General features: G+C 70.2%; 17 protein-coding genes and 1 tRNA gene. 8 read left to right on the top strand and 10 right to left on the bottom strand.

The genetic code is table 11. The features are described from left to right. The first annotated feature begins 27 nt into the window (after positions 1-27). From QF035_RS09095 to QF035_RS09085, 3 genes are read left to right on the top strand one after another with little or no spacing between them, the layout of a single operon-like run. A complete protein-coding gene (locus tag QF035_RS09095) occupies positions 28-1,386 on the top strand; it encodes an amidohydrolase family protein (protein WP_307519491.1) in 1,359 nt (452 codons plus the stop codon). After that, a complete protein-coding gene (locus tag QF035_RS09090) occupies positions 1,383-2,306 on the top strand; it encodes a cupin domain-containing protein (RefSeq protein WP_307519489.1) in 924 nt (307 codons plus the stop codon). The genes QF035_RS09095 and QF035_RS09090 overlap by 4 nt, the downstream gene beginning before the upstream one ends. A gap of 55 nt (positions 2,307-2,361) precedes the next feature. Continuing rightward, a complete protein-coding gene (locus tag QF035_RS09085) occupies positions 2,362-3,051 on the top strand; it encodes an SDR family NAD(P)-dependent oxidoreductase (RefSeq protein WP_307519488.1) in 690 nt (229 codons plus the stop codon). 33 nt (positions 3,052-3,084) lie between these two features. Here QF035_RS09085 and QF035_RS09080 read toward each other — a convergent pair whose 3' ends face one another. From QF035_RS09080 to QF035_RS09060, 5 genes are all read right to left on the bottom strand, one after another. After that, positions 3,085-3,900, bottom strand: a complete 816-nt coding sequence (locus QF035_RS09080; protein WP_307519487.1) for an SAM-dependent methyltransferase — start codon at positions 3,898-3,900, stop codon at positions 3,085-3,087. A gap of 123 nt (positions 3,901-4,023) precedes the next feature. Beyond that, positions 4,024-4,374 (bottom strand): DUF3140 domain-containing protein, encoded by a 351-nt coding sequence (locus tag QF035_RS09075; RefSeq protein WP_307519486.1) that lies wholly within the window; start codon positions 4,372-4,374, stop codon positions 4,024-4,026. 97 nt (positions 4,375-4,471) lie between these two features. Beyond that, complete coding sequence (locus tag QF035_RS09070; protein ID WP_307519484.1) at positions 4,472-4,951, bottom strand: Dps family protein; 480 nt, start codon at positions 4,949-4,951, stop codon at positions 4,472-4,474. Further along, positions 4,948-5,217, bottom strand: coding sequence for a WhiB family transcriptional regulator (locus QF035_RS09065; RefSeq protein WP_307530994.1), 270 nt, complete (start codon positions 5,215-5,217; stop codon positions 4,948-4,950). The genes QF035_RS09070 and QF035_RS09065 overlap by 4 nt, the downstream gene beginning before the upstream one ends. Before the next feature lie 68 nt (positions 5,218-5,285). Then, positions 5,286-6,095, bottom strand: a complete 810-nt coding sequence (locus tag QF035_RS09060; RefSeq protein ID WP_307519483.1) for an alpha/beta hydrolase — start codon at positions 6,093-6,095, stop codon at positions 5,286-5,288. 211 nt (positions 6,096-6,306) lie between these two features. On the opposite strand from QF035_RS09060, the gene QF035_RS09055 reads away from it, so the two are divergent. The 4 genes from QF035_RS09055 to QF035_RS09040 all read left to right on the top strand — a co-directional run bounded on the left by QF035_RS09055 (position 6,307) and on the right by QF035_RS09040 (position 11,282). Further along, positions 6,307-7,509 carry an IS110 family transposase gene (locus QF035_RS09055; RefSeq protein ID WP_307519482.1) on the top strand — a complete coding sequence of 401 codons (1,203 nt, stop codon included), beginning with the start codon at positions 6,307-6,309 and terminating at the stop codon, positions 7,507-7,509. A 161-nt stretch (positions 7,510-7,670) separates the two neighbouring features. After that, positions 7,671-8,444, top strand: coding sequence for a sulfite exporter TauE/SafE family protein (locus QF035_RS09050; protein WP_307519481.1), 774 nt, complete (start codon positions 7,671-7,673; stop codon positions 8,442-8,444). A 189-nt stretch (positions 8,445-8,633) separates the two neighbouring features. Further along, the gene (locus QF035_RS09045) at positions 8,634-10,469 is read left to right on the top strand and encodes a glycoside hydrolase family 15 protein (RefSeq protein WP_307519480.1); all 1,836 of its coding nucleotides are present in this window, start codon (positions 8,634-8,636) and stop codon (positions 10,467-10,469) included. Between the two features lie 66 nt (positions 10,470-10,535). Continuing rightward, positions 10,536-11,282 carry a cobalt-precorrin-6A reductase gene (locus QF035_RS09040; protein ID WP_307519479.1) on the top strand — a complete coding sequence of 249 codons (747 nt, stop codon included), beginning with the start codon at positions 10,536-10,538 and terminating at the stop codon, positions 11,280-11,282. Between the two features lie 22 nt (positions 11,283-11,304). On the opposite strand, the gene QF035_RS09035 is transcribed toward QF035_RS09040, so the two are convergent. From QF035_RS09035 to QF035_RS09025, 3 genes are all read right to left on the bottom strand, one after another. Next, positions 11,305-13,407 carry an MDR family MFS transporter gene (locus QF035_RS09035; protein WP_307519478.1) on the bottom strand — a complete coding sequence of 701 codons (2,103 nt, stop codon included), beginning with the start codon at positions 13,405-13,407 and terminating at the stop codon, positions 11,305-11,307. A gap of 203 nt (positions 13,408-13,610) precedes the next feature. Then, complete coding sequence (gene cobF, locus QF035_RS09030; protein ID WP_307519477.1) at positions 13,611-14,381, bottom strand: precorrin-6A synthase (deacetylating); 771 nt, start codon at positions 14,379-14,381, stop codon at positions 13,611-13,613. Positions 14,382-14,460: 79 nt separating this feature from the next. Then, the gene (locus QF035_RS09025; RefSeq protein WP_307519476.1) at positions 14,461-14,973 is read right to left on the bottom strand and encodes a DUF309 domain-containing protein; all 513 of its coding nucleotides are present in this window, start codon (positions 14,971-14,973) and stop codon (positions 14,461-14,463) included. 101 nt (positions 14,974-15,074) lie between these two features. Here QF035_RS09025 and QF035_RS09020 point away from each other — a divergent pair. Beyond that, a tRNA-Pro gene (locus tag QF035_RS09020) sits at positions 15,075-15,148 on the top strand. 426 nt (positions 15,149-15,574) lie between these two features. Here QF035_RS09020 and QF035_RS09015 read toward each other — a convergent pair. After that, positions 15,575-16,525 carry a phosphotriesterase family protein gene (locus tag QF035_RS09015; RefSeq protein ID WP_307519475.1) on the bottom strand — a complete coding sequence of 317 codons (951 nt, stop codon included), beginning with the start codon at positions 16,523-16,525 and terminating at the stop codon, positions 15,575-15,577. Between the two features lie 84 nt (positions 16,526-16,609). Next, positions 16,610-17,299, bottom strand: a complete 690-nt coding sequence (locus QF035_RS09010) for a GntR family transcriptional regulator (RefSeq protein WP_307530992.1) — start codon at positions 17,297-17,299, stop codon at positions 16,610-16,612. Positions 17,300-17,385: the final 86 nt, after the last annotated feature.

The following is a 17,385-nucleotide window of genomic DNA, read 5'->3' as shown; positions in this document are numbered from 1 at the left end:
TCGGCAAGGAGAGAGGCGAGTAGGGCGATGACGAATCGGATGCTCCTGCGCTCGGGCCACGTGATCTCGATGGACCCCGACATCGGGGACCTGCCCGGCGGTGACGTCCTCATCGAGGACGGAAAGATCGTGGCGGTCGACCGCGACATCAGCGCGGACGCCGAGGTGCTCGACATGACGGGCCGCATCCTCGTGCCCGGCTTCGTCGACACCCACCGCCACACCTGGGAGGCGCCCATCCGCGGCTGCGCGCCCAACGCCACCCTCGACGACTACTTCGTGGAGGTCCTCGACACCTTCGCGCCCGTCTACACACCCGAGGACGTGTACGCGGGCAACCTGGCCGGCTCGCTGGAGTGCCTGAACGCCGGGATCACCACCCTCGTCGACTGGTCCCACATCAACAACACCCCCGAGCATCCGGACGCCGCGGTCCAGGCACTCGGCGAGACCGGCATCCGCGCCCAGTACGCGTACGGCAGCGCCAACACCTCGCTCGCCGACTACTGGTACGAGAGCAAGATCTCGATTCCGGGGGACGACGTACGCCGGGTGAGGGACCGTCACTTCGCGTCGGACGACGGGCTGTTGACCATGGGCCTCGCCACCCGTGGCCCCGGCTTCTGCATCAACGATGTCGTCGAGGCCGAGTGGCGCCTCGCACGCGAACTGGGCATCCCCATCACCGTGCACGTCGGCATGGGACGGCTCGCCGGCCGCTTCGGAATGGTCAAGCAACTGCACGAACTCGGGCTGCTCGGCTCCGACACCACCTATGTGCACTGCTGCTACTTCAGCGAGGAGGAGTGGCGGATGGTCGCCGACAGCGGCGGCACGGTCTCCATCGCACCGCAGGTGGAGACCCAGATGGGGCACGGCTGGCCGCCCGTGATGAAGGCCATCGAGCACGGGCTGCGGCCGTCCCTGAGCATCGACGTGGTCACCACCGTGCCCGGCGACATGTTCACCCAGATCCGCGCGGCCTTCGGCGCCGAGCGGGCCCGGGTGAACGCCGAGTGCTGGCAGGCCGACATCCCGGTCCCCGAAACGATGTTGACGGCACGTCAGATGCTGGAGATCGCGACGGTCAACGGCGCGCATGTCGCGGGACTTGAGCACCGCACCGGTTCACTGACCCCCGGCAAGCGCGCCGACGTCGTCGCGATCGACGCGACCGCGCTCAACGTCGCGCCGCTCATCGACCCGGTGGCCGCCGTGACGCTGAGCGCGGACGTGTCCAACGTCGACACCGTCATCGTCGACGGCGTGGTCCGCAAGCGCGACGGCAGGCTGCTCGCCGACGTCGGACGGGCGCGGCGCCTGGTCGAGGAGTCCCGCGACCGCCTCGCGGCAGCGGTCGAGGCACGTGGGAAGCAGCAGGCATGACGCACCACGTGATCCGGCGGGCGGCGGACGCCACGTTCGCCGCCCCGCTCCAACTGCCGTACGGGAGCACGGGATTCACACGGCGGACCGTGGTCGGCGAGGAGGACGGCTCCGTACACACGGGCTTCGGCGTCTGCGAACTGACACCGGACGGGGGGATCGGGGCCCACGTCCACTCGTACGAGGAGTCCTTCCACCTGCTCGCCGGGACGGTGATCCTCGATACGCCCGAGGGCTCGTACCTCCTCGAAGAAGGCGACTACGGGCTGCTGCCGACGGGCGTGCCGCACGCCTGGCGCGGGGCCGGGGACACCCCCGCACGCTGGGCGGACATGCTCGCACCGGTGCCGAGGGCGCGCTACGGACACGACACCCGGGCGGTGCCCGCGCTGACGGACCGCGAGTCGTTCCGCGAGCCGGTCCGGATCGACGTCCGCGACCCGCGCACCCGCTCGTTCGGCCACTTCGAGGCCGCCCAGATGGACCCCGGCAAGCAGTCCCAGGACCTCCTCGCCGTGTCGGCCAGCATGCGCACCGCGCTGCTCGTCTACAGCGGGATCACCGTGAAGATGATGGTGGACGCCGACCTGGGCGCGGTGGCCTCGACGATGTTCATGGTGCAGTACGCGGCTGACGGCGTCGCGGGCGCGCACGACCACCCCTTCGAGGAGACCTATCTCATCGTCGAGGGAACCGTGGACGCCGCCTTCGACGGCGAGCAGTACCGCCTCGGCGTGGGCGACGCCGCCTGGGCTGGCGCCGGTTGCGTCCACGGCTTCACCAACGCCGGTACGGGACCGGTGCGTTGGCTGGAGACACAGGCACCGCAGCCGCCGTCGCGCCACTCCTACCGCTTCGCCCGCGACTGGGTCCATCTGCGCGACGTGCTGGGAGCAGAAGAAGGGGAGAAGAAGCCGTGAGCCAGCAAGCACCGGAGGGGAAGTCCGTGAGCCGTGACGTGCCGGGGGAGGGGCCATGAGCAGTGTTGTCGTCATCGGCGGTACGGCTGGCATCGGCCGCGAGTTCGCCCGCACCCGCGCGGAAAGGGGCGACGAGGTCGTACTCACCGGCCGCGACGCCCACCGCGCCGACACGGCCGCCAAGGAGATCGGTGCGCACGGGCTGGCACTGGACCTGTCCCGGCCCAGGGAGATCGCGGCCGCGCTGGCCGGTGTCGAGCACGTCGACCACCTCGTCCTCGCGGGCATCTCCCGCGACCAGAACAGCGTCACCGACTACGACATCGACGCAGCACTGCACCTCGTCACCCTCAAGCTCGTCGGCTACACCGAGGTCGTCCACACGCTGCTGCCCCGGATGACCGGGGAGAGCGCCGTAGTGATCTTCGGCGGGCAGGCCAAGGAACGGCCCTATCCGGGCGCCACGACCGTCGCCACGGTGAACGCGGGCGTCACGGGCCTGGTGCGCACCCTCGCGAGCGAACTCGCCCCGATCCGCGTCAACGCCGTCCACCCGGGCATCGTCGGCGACAGCCCCTTCTGGGCGGGCAAGCCCCCGGAAGTGCTGGAGAACATCCGCGTTCAGACGCCCACGGGACGGCTCGCGCGCATGCGGGACGTCGTCGACGCGGTGGACTTCCTGCTGCGCAACGGAGCGGTCAACGGCGTCAACCTCGGCGTGGACGGAGGGTGGTTGCTGCGGTGAGCGAGGGTGCTGTCGCCGCGCTCAAGAGGCGGCTCAGGGCGTCTTGAACCCCACACCCGCGTACAGCGGCACCGGCGCCTCGCCCTTGAGCCGCTCGCCCGCCGCGAGTTCCGGATGCCATTCCGGCAGGGGGACGACCCCCGGCTCGACCAGTTCGAGTCCCGTGAAGAATCGGGTCACTTCGGCGTGCGAACGGGCCACGAGCCTGACGCCGCCCGCCGCGTACGACCGCACCGCGCGCTCCATGTTCTCCGGGTCGTAGTCCCCGGTGATCATCGACAACACGAGGCAACTCCCGGCCGGCAGCGCCTCGACCAGGCTGCCGACCAGGTCGTACGCCCCGTCCTCGTCGGCGACGAAGTGCAGCAGCGCGACCAGCGACAGCGCGACGGGCCGGTCGAAGTCGAGGACGGCCCTGGCCTGTTCAAGGATCTTGCCCGTGTCGCGCACATCCGCCTGGACGTACTCCGTCACCCCCTCGGGAGCGCCGTGCAGCAGCGCCGCGGCGTGGGCCAGCACGATGGGGTCGTTGTCGACGTACACGATCCGCGCGTCGGGCGCCGCGGTCTGCGCTATCTGGTGGAGGTTGGGCTCCGTCGGTATACCCGCGCCGATGTCGAGGAACTGACGGATGCCAGCCTCCTGGACCAGCCACCGCGTGGCACGGTGCATGAACCAGCGGTTGTTGAGCGCGGAGTGCCTGGCATGCGGCTCCAACGCCAGCATCTGAAGGCCGAGTTGCTCGTCGACCGGGTAGTTGTCCTTGCCGCCGATGAGCCAGTCGTACACCCGTGCGGGATGTGGCCTGCTGGTGTCGATCCGGTGCGCGGAAGGCTCTGTCCCCGTCATGCGGCGCTCCTCTGCTCATCGATGTGTGCGAGCAGTGTGCCACCGGTCACCGGATCTTCGAATGCCTTTCCCGGGCCCCGCGAGGGGAAGCCTGGGAGGGGAAGCCTGGGGAAGCCCGCCGCTCTAGGAGGGCGGCTTGAGCGGGTCGTGGCCCAACGCCATCAGCCGATGCCGGCGCTGTGTCTCCTCGGCGCCGGAACCGGCCAACCCTTCGCCCTCCGGCTCCGTCTCGGCCGTGACGGTGTCCACGACCTCGTACATCACGTCGAGGTCGTCGTCGGTGAGGTCGGTGCGGCGCTTCTGGAGGATGGCCAGCACATGCTGACCGGTGGGCGAACCCGCGTGCTCCGGCAGCGGTTCCGTCTCCTCGGAGGCGTCGCTCACCCGCAGCCACGCGGCCAGCTCCTGCGAGGTCATGTTCACCGCGCGGTGGAACTCGTCCCACAGCGCGTCGAGTTCGAGGGCGTCGGTCATGACGTACCCCTTTCGGTCGTGCGCTCGTCCCTGCCTACGAGGACTACGAGGCATACGTGGCCTGCGTGCGCTGTTGTGCCGCGCACGCCCGCGGACCTCAGGTGCGCGGCCAGTCCTCGGCCTGGAACATCCAGCGGTGCTTCTCCAGCTCCGCCGTCAGACCGATCAGCAGGTCCTGGGTGACGGGGTCGGGCTCGGCGGTCGCGGTGATCCGCTCCCGCAGCAGTCCGATGGTCGTCTCCAGCGCCTCGACGAGCACGCCGACGACCTCGGTGTCCTGGACCCAGCCCTCCTTCGGGCCCTGCGGGACGGCCGTCGTTGCGACCGTCTCGGGCCGGCCGTCGGGCGGCACACCGAGCGTCGCCGCGCGCTCGGCCACGGTGTCGGCGTACGTACGGGCCGTGTCGACGACCTCGTCGAGCTGTAGATGGATCGAGCGGAACCGCGGGCCCACAATGTTCCAGTGGGCCTGCTTGCCGATGAGCGAGAGCCCCAGCAGATCCACCAGAGTGCCCTGCAGGGCCTCCCCGACGACCTGACGAGCAGACTCGGACAGGGTGCTCTTCACCACGGTCATGGTGCACTTCTCCTTGACGTTTGCGATGTTTTCCGGCGGCGGACCTTGCGGAGCAGTGCGGCGCGCTCTTCCTCGCCCGTGCCGCCCCACACACCGGAGGTCTGCCCGGTGGAGAGCGCCCACGCCAGGCACTGGCCGGCCACCGGACAACGGGCGCAGACGCGCTTGGCGGCGGCGATGTCGTGCCGTGCGGGGCCGACCGAACCCACGGGGAAGAACAGTTCTGGGTCCTCCTCCGCGCAGGCCGCTCGCCGCAACCACTCCATGCGGGGCCGGGTGCCCACGGCGGATCAGCGAAAACACCCGATTTCGAGGACGCGGGGCCCGTCCGCCCTCAGTCGGCGAGGAACCGGTTCACGAAGGCGGTCACGTCCGCGAGGACCGTGTCCTTGTTCGTCTCGTTGAACACCTCGTGCTGCGCGCCCGCGTACACGCGCTCGGTCCAGTCGGCCCCGCGCAGTTCCTCGATGCCCGCGCGGCTGGCGGGCAGCGGCACGATCCGGTCGTCGTCCCCGTGCAGCCAGAGCAACGGCAGCGCACCCACGTCACCGCTCTTGGCGATGGTCTCCAGAGTGCGTACGAACGCCTCCAGGGTGGGGCGCTTGAACGGTCCGTGCCAGACCAGCGGATCCGCCGCGTACGCCGCACCGACCGACGGGTCGCGCGAGAGCGTCGTCGGGTCGATGGGGATGTCGGGAAGCGGATCGAGCGCGAGCAACTGGGGCAGCAGGTCCCAGCTGCCGATGACCGGCCCGGAGAGGACGAGCGCGGCGAGCCCGTCCCCGTACCGCTGGGCGTGTCGCGCGGCGATGAGGCCGCCCATGGAGTGGCCGATCAGCACGACCGGTACGTCCGGATGGGCGGCCCGGGCCAGCCTCTCCACGGCGTGGACGTCGCTCACCACGTCCTCGAAGTCCTCGACCAGCACCCGCTCGCCCGCCGACTTCCCGTGCCCCATGTGGTCGGGGCCGAACACGGCCGCGCCGTGCCCGTGCAGCACGTCGGCCACGTACTCGTACCGGCCGATGTGCTCCCCGTAGCCGTGCACCAGCAGCGCCACGTACCGCGGCCGCTCCCGTGGCCACTCGCGTGCGGTGATCGTGCCCCGGGTGCCCGTGAGGGTGTGCTCGCGGGAGTCGGCCATGGGTCCTCCGTAAGTTGTTAGGCGGCCCGGGAGGGCCGGGTGTGGCTTATGGGTTCTTGCCTTCAGTGGCTTCGAAGGAGTGGCCGCCCGGCTCTCCGGGGCGCCCTGGCTGCTGATTGAGATGTGCGCGCTTCGTGCGGTCGCTGATTACGGAGATGACAGCGGGGTGTTCCTCGGGCCGACGGCATGCCGAACGGCGCGAGGAGGGCGAGTGAGCAAGCGGAGGGCCCAGCTCTGGGCCGGTGTCGACGCGGGCAAGGGCCACCACTGGGCGGCTGTGGTCGATGAGACCGGCGCCACGTTGTGGTCGAAGAAGATCGACAACGACGAGTCGGCGATCCTGGCCGCGCTCGGCGAGATCCTCGATCTGGCGGACGAGGTTCACTGGGCGGTGGACATCTCCGGCACGTCCTCGGCTCTGCTGTTGGCCCTGCTCGCGGCCCACGGCCAGCGGGCCGTCTACGTGCCTGGCCGCACGGTCAACCGCATGTCGGGTGCCTACCGGGGTGAGGCGAAGACCGACGCCCGCGACGCCTACGTCATCGCCGAGACCGCCCGCCACCGCAACGACTTCACCGCCATCGACGTGCCCGCCCAGCTGGCCGCCGACCTCGCGCTGCTGACCGCCCACCGCTCCGACCTGGTGGCCGACCGCGTGCGGATGATCAACCGCCTGCGCGATGTGCTGACCGGCGTCTTCCCCGCGCTGGAGCGGGCCTTCGACTACAGCTCGCACAAAGGCGCGCTGGTCCTGCTGACGGGTTACCAGACCCCGGCCGCCATCCGCCGCCGCGGCCGGGCGAGGCTGACAGCCTGGCTGGCCAACCGCAGCGTGCGCAGCGCCGACGAGGTCGCCGCGACCGCACTGGAGGCGGCACAAGCCCAGCAGACCGCGCTGCCCGGCGAGGACGTCGCCGCGCAGATCGTGGCCGACCTGGCCGGGCAGATCCTGGCCCTGGACGACCGGCTCAAGCGGATCGACAAGCAGATCCGCGACACGTTCCGCGGTCACCCGCAGGCGGAGATCATCGAATCCCTGCCCGGGATGGGCCCGATACTCGGGGCCGAGTTCGTCGTGTCCGCCGGCGACTTGTCGGCCTACGCCGACGCCGGCCACCTGGCGTCGGCGGCCGGGCTGGTGCCCGTCCCGCGTGACTCCGGCCGGCGCACCGGCAACCTTCACCGGCCCAAACGCTACAGCCGCCGCCTGCGACGGGTGTTCTACATGTCCGCGCAGACCAGCATCATCCGCGAGGGACCGAACCGGGACTTCTACCTCAAGAAGCGGGGCGAGGGCTGCAAACACGTCCAGGCCGTCATCGCCCTGGCCCGCCGACGAGCGAGTGTGTTGTGGGCTCTGCTGCGTGACGGACGGGTGTTCACCTCCGCTCCGCCGGTCACGCAGGCGGCTTGACTTCGTCATTGAGACTCCATCGGCGTCGGCGAAGGGTCGAGGGCGATCTTTCCAGGGGGCGGGGGAGCGGTCCACAGCGCGCGACCGGCGTCGGCGGCAGGGGCCACCTGTCGAGACGGTCCTGACGCGACGGGATACGTGGGCATAGCATCGGTCTCCGCATGAACACGATGACCCTCTGGCACATATCCCTGTGGGAGTTCGCCGCGCTCGCCGCCGCGGCCCTGCTCGTCGGCTTCTCCAAGACAGCCGTCAGCGGAGCCAACACCGTCAGCCTCGCCATCTTCGCGGCCGTGCTGCCCGCCCGGGCGTCGACCGGAGTCCTGCTGCCGATCCTCATCGTCGGCGACGTGCTCGCCGTGCTCACCTACCGGCGGCACGCCCACTGGCCGACGCTGTGGAAACTGTTCCCGGCGGTCGCCGCGGGAGTGATCGTCGGCACGGTGTTCCTGATGTGGGCCGACGACCAGATCGTACGGACGTCGATCGGGGCGATCCTGCTGCTGATGGCCGGGGTCACCATCTGGCGCCGCCGCAAGACGGAGGCTGAGGAGGAACCCGACTCCGTGGCCACGCGGACCGGGCGCATCAAGGCCCGTTCGTACGGCGTGCTGGGCGGCTTCACCACGATGGTCGCCAACGCGGGCGGCCCGGTGATGTCGATGTACCTGCTCTCCGCAGGCTTCCGGAAGCTCGGCTTCCTGGGGACCTCCGCCTTCTTCTTCCTGATCGTCAACGTCTCCAAGGTCCCCTTCAGCGTCGGCCTCGGCCTCATCGACGGCAACTCGCTGCTGCTGGACGCGGCCCTCGCCGCCTTCGTCGTACCGGGGGCGTTCATCGGCAAATGGGCCGTGAACCGGATCAATCAGCGCCTCTTCGAACAGCTGGTGATCGCGGCGACGGTGGTGGGCGGAGCACAGCTGCTCCTACGCTGATCTCATCGCGTCCCCACCCGGCCGCAAGACCGCGCCCCTTAAGGGGCGCGGGGCTGTATCGATCTGCGGCTCCGCCGCGGGGCGCGACCAGCCCCCACCGGCTCGCGGCAAAAACGAACCGCAAACCCAGCGGAGCGCCTACGCTGGAAGGCGTCAACAGTGTGTTCCCGGGGCAGGGAGGCTGCGGCCATGTCCGAGGCGTCCGGTCACGAGGATCCACCGGCATCCGCCCGCTATCTGCCGATCGCCGAGCACGGTCTGATCGGCGATCTGCGCAGCGTGGCCCTGGTGGGCACGAACGGCACGATCGACTGGTACTGCTGTCCGTCCTTCGACGCGCCCAGCGTCTTCGCCTCGATCCTCGACGCCGACCGGGGCGGCTCCTTCGAGCTGGCGGCCGCCGTGCCTGCCAGGACCAAGCAGTTCTACTTCCCCGACACCAACGTCCTGGTCACCCGCTTCTTCACCGAGGACGGCGTGGGTGAGATCCAGGACTTCATGCCGGTGGACGGCGACGAGACCGAGGCGGACCGGCACCGGCTCATCCGCCGCGTGCTGTGCGTACGCGGCTCGATCCCCTTCCGCGCGCGGGTGGCCCCCCGGTTCGAGTACGGAGCCCAGCCGCACACCGCACGGACCCACGACGACATGGTGATCTTCGAGTCGGCGGGCCTGTCCCTCGCGCTGACCGCCACGGAGCCGCTCGAATGCGACGGGCTCGACGCGCGCGTGGACTTCAAGCTCCAGGAGGGCGAGTCCGCGGTGTTCGCCCTCGACCAGGTCAGCGGCGACATCGCGCCCCGCCGCTGCCCGCGCGCCGAGGCCGAGGACCTGTTCGCCGCCACGGTGGCCTTCTGGCGGCACTGGCTGACCTCCTCCCAGTACCGCGGCCGGTGGCGGGAGATGGTGCACCGCTCCGCACTCACCCTCAAACTGCTCACCTACGCGCCGACCGGCGCGATCGTGGCCGCGGCCACGACCAGCCTGCCCGAACAGCTCGGCGGCGAGCGCAACTGGGACTACCGGTACGTGTGGGTGCGCGACGCCGCCTTCTGCGTGTACGCGCTGCTGAGGCTGGGTTTCACCACCGAGGCCGAGTCCTTCATGGCCTTCGCGGCCAAGTACATCACCCCGGGCGACGGCCACCCCGGGGGCCCGGTGCAGATCATGTACGGCATCGACGGCCGCACCGACCTGCCCGAGCGGGAACTGCCCCACCTGGAGGGATACCAGGGCTCGGCCCCCGTCCGGGTCGGCAACGCGGCGTCCGACCAGCTCCAGCTCGACATCTACGGAGCGCTCATCGACTCGGTCTACCTCTACGACAAGTGGGCCCAGCCGATCTCCAGCGACCAGTGGGACGACATCTGCGGACTGGTCGACTGGGTCTGCGAACACTGGGACCAGCCCGACGAGGGCGTCTGGGAGACCCGCGGCGGCCGCAAGAACTTCCTCTACTCCCGGCTCATGTGCTGGGTGGCGATCGAGCGGGCCATCAGGCTGGCCACCCGCCGCGGCCTGCCCGCGGACATCGTGCGCTGGCGCGACGCCCGCGACACGATCTACCGGCGGATCATGAAACGCTGCTGGTCACCGGCGCGCCAGGCGTTCGTCCAGCACGAGGACGACGACGTCCTGGACGCCGCGGTGCTGATGATGCCCCTCGCCAAGTTCATCTCGCCGACCGACCCGAAGTGGCTCTCCACCCTCGACGCGCTCACCGAGGACCTGGTCTCCGACTCGCTGGTCTACCGCTACGACCCGAACGCGAGCCCCGACGGCCTGCGCGGCGAGGAGGGCACCTTCTCGATCTGCTCCTTCTGGTACGTCGAGGCCCTGACCCGGGCCGGACGGCTCGACGAGGCGCGGCTGGCTTTCGAGAAGATGCTCACCTACGCCAACCATCTCGGCCTGTACGCCGAGGAGATCAGCCACACCGGCGAACAGCAGGGCAATTTCCCGCAGGCCTTCACCCACCTCTCCCTGATCAGCGCGGCGTTCAACCTGGACCGGGCCCTGGGCTGACAGCGGCCGGGACGGAGGACGGACGGGCGGATCGGGCGAGGGAGTCCGCCCCGTACGCTCGATGCCATGTCCCCGCATGTCCTGGTCCTCGGCGGGACCACCGAGGCGCGTGAACTGGCCGCCTCGCTCGCGGCCCGCCCCGGTGTGCGCGTGACCTCGTCGCTCGCGGGCCGCGTGTCCCGGCCGGGGGCCCTGGACGGGGACGTACGCGTCGGGGGGTTCGGCGGGCCGGAGGGTCTCGCTCAGTGGCTGCGCGCCGAGCAGGTGGACATCGTCGTCGACGCCACGCACCCCTTCGCGACGGGCATCACCGAGAACGCGGCACGGGCCGCGGCGGTCACCGGTGTCCCGGCCGTCGTCCTGCGCCGCCCGGGCTGGACCCCCGCCCCCGGCGACCGCTGGCACCCGGCGGCCTCCCTCGCCGAAGCCGCCGCCCTGCTCCCGCCCCTGGGCCGGCGCGTCTTCCTCACGACGGGCCGCCTGGGCCTCGCGGCCTTCGCCCGGGAGCCCGAACTGCACTACCTCGTACGCTCGGTGGAGCCCCCCGAGCCGCCGATGCCGCGCCACACCGAAGTCCTGCTGTCGCGCGGCCCGTTCACGGTGGAGTCCGAGACGGCCCTCCTGCGCGAGCACCGCATCGACGTCCTGGTCACCAAGGACAGCGGCGGCTCGGCCACCTCGGCCAAACTGACGGCCGCCCGCGCACTGGGACTGCCGGTCGTGGTCGTACACCGCCCTCCCCTCCCGCAGGGGGTACGAGCCGAACCGGATGTGGCGTCGGTGCTGGCCCGGCTGGGCTTCGGGGCGGGGTAGGGCCGCTCGGGCGGCGTGCTCGTCAGGTCTCCGTCGTGGCCGCCGCCAGGGACTTGGGGCGGTCCTCCGTCAGGATGTCGTGGGTCAGGTCCTCGACCAGGAGACGCTTGGCGATGGTGTCGACGGCGGCGCGGAGGTCCGCGCCGGAGGGGCGGCCGATGTCCTGTTCGACGCGTTCGGCGAGCGCGGTGGCCAAGGCCTTGCCGATGACGTGGGCCTCGCGGTCGCCTGCCTCGGTGTGGGAGAAGAGGGTGCCGTCGCGCGTGAGGTAGCCCTCCTCGACCATGCGCTGGAAGACCGGGACCAGGACCTCCGGAGGCATGTGGCGGCGGGTGGCGATCAGGCTGAGGCTCGCGTGGCCGACCATCCGGGTGAACAGCTCGACCTGCATCACGGCCCAGGCGCCCGCGATGTCGAGACGGGTGTCGGACTCGGTGACGAGCCGGCGCATGGCGTCCGGACTCGTACCGCCGATGATCTTTCCGACCACGGCCTCCAGACGCCGCTGGTTGTCGGCCGGGGAGGGGGTACCGAAGCCCTCGCCCAGGTCCGTGGACCCCATCCGGGCGCTGTCGCGCAGCTGCACCTGCTTGAGGAACAGCGCGACCACGAACCCGGTCAGCGTCACCGGTACGGTCCACAGGAAGACGGTCTGGAGCGTGTCGGCGTACGCCTCCACGATGGGGGCGGCGGTCGCCGACGGCAGTCCGTGCAGCCCCTCGGGACTGGTCGCGGCCTTCATGAGAGTCGCGGGGTCGGTCCCGCTCGTCCGGGCCGCCTCCGCGACACCGTCCGCGAGCTGGGGCTTCAGTGTGTTCGTGTAGATCGTGCCGAACACCGCGGTGCCGAACGAACTGCCCAGCGTACGGAAGAAGGTCACCCCGGACGTCGCGGTGCCCAGGTCGGTGTACTCGACGGTGTTCTGCACGGCGATGGTCAGCACCTGCATGCACAGGCCGATGCCGGTGCCCAGGACGAACATGTAGAACGACGCGAGCCAGGTGCTGGTGCCCGGGCCCATCATGGACAGCAGAAACAGGCCGACGCCCATGACGAGGGACCCGACGATGGGGAAGACGCGGTAGTGGCCGGTCTTGCTGACCACGTTGCCGCTGAACACCGACGCGATGAGCAGCCCGATGACCATGGGCAGGGTGCGGACGCCGGAGATCGTGGCCGAGTCGCCGTCCACGTATTGCAGGAACGTCGGCAGGAACGTCATTGCGCCGAGCATCGCGAAGCCCACGATGAAACTGAGGATCGAGCAGACCGTGAAGACGGGGTTGCCGAACAGCCGCATCGGCAGCATGGGCTGGGCCGCGCGGGTCTCCACCCAGCAGAACGCCGCGAGGGCGACGACGCCGCCCGCGAAGAGACCGATGATGACCGGCGAGCTCCAGGCGTACTCGTTGCCGCCCCAGCTCGTCGCCAGGATCAGGGCGCTGGCGCCCACGGCCACGAAAGCGATGCCCAGGTAGTCGATGACCGGGCGGGAGGGCGACTTCACCACCGGGATCGTGCGGGCCGCGGCCACGACCACGAGGATCGCGATGGGGACGTTGACGTAGAAGCACCAGCGCCAGGTGAGGTGGTCGGTGAAGAGGCCGCCGAGCAGCGGGCCGATGACGGTGGCGACACCGAAGACGGCACCGATGGCGCCCTGGTACTTGCCGCGCTCGCGCAGCGGGATCACATCGGCGATCAGGGCCATCGCGGTGACCATCAGACCGCCCGCGCCGATGCCCTGCACGCCCCGCCAGACGATCAGCAGCGTCATGTTCGAGGCGAGGCCGCAGAGGAACGAGCCGGTGATGAAGATGATCGCCGACGCCTGGAAGACCACCTTGCGGCCGAACAGGTCACCGAACTTGCCGACCAGCACGGTCGCGACGGTCTCCGCGAGCAGATAGCTCGTGACCACCCACGACATGTGCTCCGCACCGCCGAGGTCCGACACGATCGTCGGCAGGGCCGTGCCCACGATCGTCTGGTCCAGCGCGGCCAGCAGCATGCCGAGCATGATCGTCACGAAGACGACGTTGCGGCGGCGCTTGTCCAGCACGGGCGGCTGCGCGGGGGCAGCCTGAGCCCCGGACGGCGGCTCGGCGGTGTCGGTGGTCGTCACACCGGTCAGCTTCACACCGGGTGGTGGCGGGTGCATGCGGGGCCGTCCGCACGGGGGCGGGCCGCTGCCGCGGTGGTGCGGGGCCAGCGGTGTGGTGCTCGGCGTCCCACCCCTGTCACGCACCACCGCGGGAAGTCCGGTGCGTCGGCCGCGGGTCCGCCGTGGCTGGTCGCGCAGTTCCCCGCGCCCCTTTGGGGCGCGGTCTAGGCCCGGGGGTGCCTGCGCAGCAGGTATGTGTCCATGATCCAGCCCTTGCGGTCGCGGGCCCGCTCGCGCAGTTCGGCGATGCGCGGGGCCGTCTCCGCGAGGGGGCCGGAGGCCAGGATCTCGTCGGGCGTGCCGATGTAGGCGCCCCAGTAGATGTCGATGTCCTGGTCGGCGTACCGCTGGAACGTCTGGTGGGCGTCGAGCATGACCACCACGTCGTCGACGTCCTGAGGGAAGCCCTGGGCGAGCCGGCGGCCCGTGGTGATCTGGACGGGCCGGGCCACGCGGTTGAGCCCGGTGCGGTGGCGGGCGACCAGCGCCGAGACGCTGCTGATGCCCGGCACCACGTCGTGTTCGAAGGAGACCGCGCCCCGGTCGAGGATCTCCTCCAGAATCCCCAGCGTGCTGTCGTACAAGGAGGGGTCGCCCCAGACGAGGAACGCTCCGCTCTCGTCCTCGCCCAGTTCCTCGGTGATCAGCCGTTCGTAGATGTCGGCCCGCGCACTGCGCCAGTCGCCGACGGCGGGGGAGTAGCCCGCGCCCCCGGCGGCCCGGTCCCGCTCCGGATCGCGCGCCTCCACCAGGCGGTACGCCCCGTCCGGCAGATGCGCGTCGAGAATGTCACGGCGCAACTGGACGAGGTCCGACTTGGCCTCGCCCTTGTCGAGGATGAAGAACACGTCCGTGCTCCTCAGCGCTTTGACCGCCTGCAGGGTCAGTTGGTCGGGATCGCCCGCCCCGATGCCGATGACATGAATCTTTCGCACACCCCGAGTCTGCCCCACGCCACCGACAGCCCCGTCACCGCGTCCGACGCAGGAGGGCCGGCCCGGTCCTGAACCGCTGTCAGGCCCCGCCGCCCCGCAGCCGCGGCGCCCACACCTCCGCGTCCACGGCCGCCCCGTCCTTCTCCACCGTGCCCGCCAACTCCCGCGCCCACGCGGCCAGTCCGGCCAGCTCAAGCCCGTACGGCCGAGACCGCCCGGCCTCCGCCGCCCACTGCTCGACCGCCCCGGCGCCCCGCCGCAGCAAGCGCGCCCCGCCCGTCACGTTCCCCCGGGCCGCGTGCGTGAGCCCCACCGCGAGCTGGGCCAGCCCGCGCCACAGAGCCCGCTCCTCGTCGGGGCCCGACTTCCACGCGTCCTCGAACACCTCGTGCGCGTGGAACGGTTTGCCCGCCGCCAGCAGCGCCTGCGCCTCGACGACCGTCTCCTCGGGCGCGCGCACCACCCCTTCGGGCTGCCGCTCCACCCCGTCGGTCCCGTACGGCAGGGGCCGCCCGAGCCCGTCCCGGGGCCGCGCGTTGCGCGCCCGCCCCTCGGTGTCCCGGTCCCGCCTGTCGTCAGAAGCACTGCTCATGCACCGATTGTCCCTCGCCCCACGCCACCTTCGAAGCAGCACCGGGTGTGGGGTAGTGTTCTGTTTGCGCGATCACGCGGTTCTGCCGCGAGGAAGCGCATCGGGACGTGGCGCAGCTTGGTAGCGCACTTGACTGGGGGTCAAGGGGTCGCAGGTTCAAATCCTGTCGTCCCGACGGTGCGAAGGGTCTTCGCAGGCGAGAGCCTGTGGGGGCCCTTTTCGTGTGGGTCGCTTCCGGCTTCGGGGGTGAGCATGCCGCTCATCGGCAGCTTTACTCGGAGGCCGGCGAAGAGGCCGTTGCTGGGTTTGGAGAAGATGACTGCGGGTCTGTCGGAGGCCTGGTCGGGGTTCCTGCGCCGAAAGCTCCTCTGTGCTGCGTATGTCACTTCAAACCACAGGCCCCACCAAGGCAGAAACCAACTCGCCCCGAACGACCACTGCCATCCCCGTCCGCCAACGGCTCGGATTGAACGCCACGAGGCCGTTGGCGGCCTCATCAACGAGTACCGGCAAGCTGGCTGACGACAGCCAGATCCCAAGCTCAGCACCAGTGAAGCCATTCCGAAGCGCTATGGGCGTCGAGTGCTGGACTGGCAGGCACTCACGTGGCGGAGGTCTCTTTGGCCAGCAGTGCCTGGGGGGCATATCGCAGCACGGTCTCGACCGCCTGGTGGCCCAGACGCCGACGCAGCCGCGGGACGAAGTCCCTGCCGAGCACGTCCATGCCCGGGCCACCACCGTAGGCGTTGAGCGAGGACTTGCGTCCGACGTCGGTCCCCAAGCAGATCTGGCCCAGCTTGCCGGCCTCGGCCATGCGCTCGATGAGGTCGAGGACAACCGAGTCCGGCCGGTACTTGATCCGCCCGATCGTGTCGTAGACGAGGTACGCGCCCCGGGCGATCAGGTCGAGGTGGAGTTCCGGATCGGGGTTGCGGTCGGTGTGGGCCAGCAGGACCCGTCCAGCCGGGACGCCGTGCTTGTCCAGGAGATCCAGGGCGGCGTGCGCGGCGGTCCCGATCTCGGTGTGCACCGCCACGGCCACTCCCGTGCTCCGGGCCGCCGCCGCTCCAGCGGCGAACCAGCGCTCCTCATGGCGGTCGATCCGGTGGTACGAGGCTCCGAGTTTGATGACGCCGGCCTTGTGTGGGCTGGGCATGGGGCGCGGAAAGTCCCAGTCGTGACTGTCCATGCCAACCCGCAGGTCGTCCAGGAGTACGTCGAGAAGCGTCGCGTCGTCGGCGTGGCGGGCCCAGTGGGCGGCCGGATAGTGCGCGCTTCGGTGGAAGCCGGTCGCGGCGACCACGTGGATCCCGCTCGTGCGGGAGGCCTCGGCGAGTTGGCCTGGGTGGCGTCCCAGGCCGACCGGTGTCAGGTCGACGACGGTACGAATGCCGCTTGCCGCGACACGCAGGAGCTCGGCCGCCGCCTTGTCGGTGTCGAGAAACTCGTCACCCGGGTTGACCGGGGTGCGCAGGAAGACGTGCTCGTGAGCATCCACCTCGCCGAGTTCGTGAACGGCGACAGGGCCCAGGACGGTCTCGACGACAGGCAAGGCTGTTTCTCCTTTCGGGTACCGCCCTCTTCGGTGCCCCTGCGAGGGGATCCGGCACGCGACCGGTGGTCCGAGCCGAAGCGGCTAGGCCAGTTCGATGTGGAACACGAAACGGGAACCCGCGTAACGGGATTCGGTGAGTTCGACGGGTGTGCCGTCAGCGGTGGTGATCAGTCGGCGCTCGACAAAAATGGGCGCACCGATGGGCAGGTCCAGGAGGGCGGCGTCGTCTTCGGTGGCGATGGCCGCTATCTGCGTGCCGGTCGCGCGCGTGGGGGTGAATCCCTTGTCGGTGAGCGCCTGATGGAGCGAGCCATGGGTCAGGTCCTCGCCCAACAGCCAGGCGCAGGACGGTGGCAGGACGACGTTCTCGATCGCCATCGGCTGGTCGTCGGCCAACCGCAGCCGTCGCACGTGAACGACGTTGGACTGGGGCGCGAGCCTGAGCGCGGTGATCTCCTCCTGACTGCCCACGCGCAGTTCACTTGTCAGGACAGTCGACGACACGGTCATGCCGCGCAGGGCCATCTCCTCGGTGAAGGAGCGCAGTTGGCCCATCTGGCGGTGGACCTGCGGTTCCCCGACGAAGGTGCCGACGCCGGAGATCCGGTAGATCACGCCTTCGCCGACCAGGCGCTGGGTCGCCTGCCTGACGGTCATCCGGCTGACTTGGAACAGATCACACAGTTCCGCGTCGGACTCGATCTGATCTCCGGGGTTCAGCCCCGCGATCCGACTGCGGATGTGCCGTTCGACTGCTTCATGTCGCGGCATGGGCCGCCGAGCCACGTTTTCTCCTTTGTCTATACCGGTATACGCCTTGCAGCATAGGCCGTCCCTCGATGTGCGTCCACACCTGT

This window comes from Streptomyces umbrinus, from assembly GCF_030817415.1.
Lineage (GTDB): Bacteria > Actinomycetota > Actinomycetes > Streptomycetales > Streptomycetaceae > Streptomyces > Streptomyces umbrinus_A.
Note: the sequence above shows the minus strand (reverse complement) of the source record. Positions and strands in the feature narration are given on the sequence as shown.